Source organism: Chitinophaga eiseniae (assembly GCF_900167135.1).
Classification (GTDB): domain Bacteria; phylum Bacteroidota; class Bacteroidia; order Chitinophagales; family Chitinophagaceae; genus Chitinophaga; species Chitinophaga eiseniae.
On sequence record NZ_FUWZ01000025.1, the window covers coordinates 1 to 2,235 of the forward strand.

Annotated in this window: 2 protein-coding genes; both read right to left on the bottom strand. The window is 38.3% G+C overall.

The window, feature by feature from the left end; genetic code table 11:
• Positions 1 to 671: 671 nt before the first annotated feature.
• Positions 672 to 1,217: a hypothetical protein gene (locus tag B5D63_RS34465; protein ID WP_143313390.1), complete on the bottom strand. Its 546-nt coding sequence runs from the start codon at positions 1,215 to 1,217 to the stop codon at positions 672 to 674.
• Between the two features lie 5 nt (positions 1,218 to 1,222).
• The coding region (locus B5D63_RS34470) for an RHS repeat domain-containing protein (RefSeq protein ID WP_317044831.1) at positions 1,223 to 2,235 on the bottom strand (1,013 nt) is incomplete at its 5' end.

Genomic DNA, 2,235 nt, shown 5'->3' on the forward strand with positions numbered 1-2,235 from the left:
ATGTAACGCGTAACTGCCTGAACCGATTTCTTTCTCTCATAGGTCTTTTATTTGGGTAACAACTTTTCATTATGTAACCGGCGGTTGATATTTCAGTACTTTTCTATCCTTGTTGCTACATCTGGCCCCCCCTTTCTTAGGCACAGCAAATAACAGAGATAAGTTGATTAAACAGCTATTAAGTTTACACACTTAATGAAACAGTTCCCTAGATGGGGTACTTACAACTAACTTTTTCTCCGGTTTTGACAACTTCCACAATAGTCCATTCTTTACTTAATTTGTCAGCATCAGTCATCATCTTTTCCAGGAATGTCCATCTGATAGATGACCTATTAAGACTATCTTCTTCTATTGACCCAAAGCCGGGAATGGTAGCTAACCGATTTCGACACTTTGATCGATCATTTTCTTTTTCATCTGAGAACAAGTTCTATTTAGAGAACCTAAAGTTGCTCTGTTCCAATTCAAAAACAGGCTATCAATGTCTTTACCTGGTGTTATGGATATTAAATGAACAAAAAATGTACAGAAGTATAACATTAATGGTTCCATCATTAAGATTTTAGTCTCTATTTGGGAAACTCTTCATACCAAACTGTGACTACGGTAATAGCGCTAAAGTGCGGTTCTTCATTTTTTAAATCAGAATCATTGCTCTTATATCAATATTAATGAGTCAAAGGGCGCTTCAGGATATACACATATTTACTTCCACAATGTAATTTACCCTTTTCAACATTAACTAATCCATCAAAATTGCGTCCTTTCTTCTCAAAGTAGTAGTATCTAAGTTCAATTTTTGGGGGCAAAGGATTTACCATTCGCCCCAACCGATCAATATCAAAATTAACTACCATACTATCACCTGGCAGAACCTGAAAAAAATTAAACTTTCTAATTCCGCTATGCGCTGCATCTTTCATGTATCCATCGTAATAACTATCAACAATCAAATGAGACTTTCGCGACCGTATATTTTTTCCTGAATAAAACATATCGAGATTATCCAATACTGTCGAAAAAATGTATATCGTATCCACATTCCGATTGACTATTGAAATACTGATGACATTGAAATCACTTTGACTATACTTACCGACACTCATCCTCGATTGTATGTATCTTTCCCCGCGGTAATTGACATAGTCAAACTTCGAAGAAAAAATATCTTTTTCTCCCGCACATGAACATAATACGGTTGCTAAAACTAACATCCACCTCATTTTTTTTGTTTATTAGGGTGATCAAGGTTATAAGCTTTCGCCGGTATCGGATTACTGGTCGCAGACTTGAAAGTTCCATTTGTATCGTAGATAACTGTCTTACGAATAGCTCCCCCCATATTTTCCACTTCCATAGCCCGGCCTTGATCTTGATCTCCACCAGCTCTCAGATGTCCTATCCCGTGCCAAAAATTCTCATAAGGCGTAAAATTTTTTAATGGTCCTCTTCCTCCGCCTTGAAGGATATCCATTGCATTAACCGGAACTTGGTTTCCTTCTTCTGTATATTTAACATCCATTACATTCGCTTGCGTTGGGGCAGGGTTTATTGCCAAGATCCCTTCACCATTCTTAGTTGAAGTTGGATAGACTGCTGCATCTCCTTTTGAGCCTTCATTACCGGTATTAACCTCAATCATGCCGCCTTTTTTACTTTCAAACGAAATATTTTCCTCAATAATGACATTATACTTTATTTCAGAAGTCATTAAACCATTTAATTCGCCGAAGGCCTTGGCTTCATCGCTGGTAAATTTAGAGACATCGCCACCAAAAACTAGCTTCCCACTCTTTTCATATGAAAAATCTTTAGCTTTGTCTCCAAAAGATTGATACAAGAGATCCTTAACCGTCGCTTGATATTTTTCACCTACAATCACATCAGCGGGTCCCCTTCCATCAGGATCAATAAAACGTAAAGGGTTATTAAAGGAATAGTTGTAAGGACTCCAACGTCTCATTTTCTCACTCAATGGATCCAACGTATGCCATCGGGCTATCTGCACATCGTACATTCTGGCTCCATAATCATATAGTTCCAGCCCTGATCCATCTCCAAATTCTCCACTTTGTAATTCCATACCATTATATTTCAATCGATTCTCCGGATAGTTCTTCCCCACCAACGCATTCGCACTAATCCCCGCCATCGTCAGCCCAAATGGATAATAATGCGTCTCCTCCAGCACCGGGCCACTCATTTGCGCTACCATCAGGTTATCAAAGAACA

Bases quoted from the DNA above. Each gene is read 5' to 3' on its own strand.
- B5D63_RS34465 (WP_143313390.1), bottom strand. From the start codon at position 1,217: ATGTTAGTTTTAGCAACCGTATTATGTTCATGTGCGGGAGAAAAAGAT.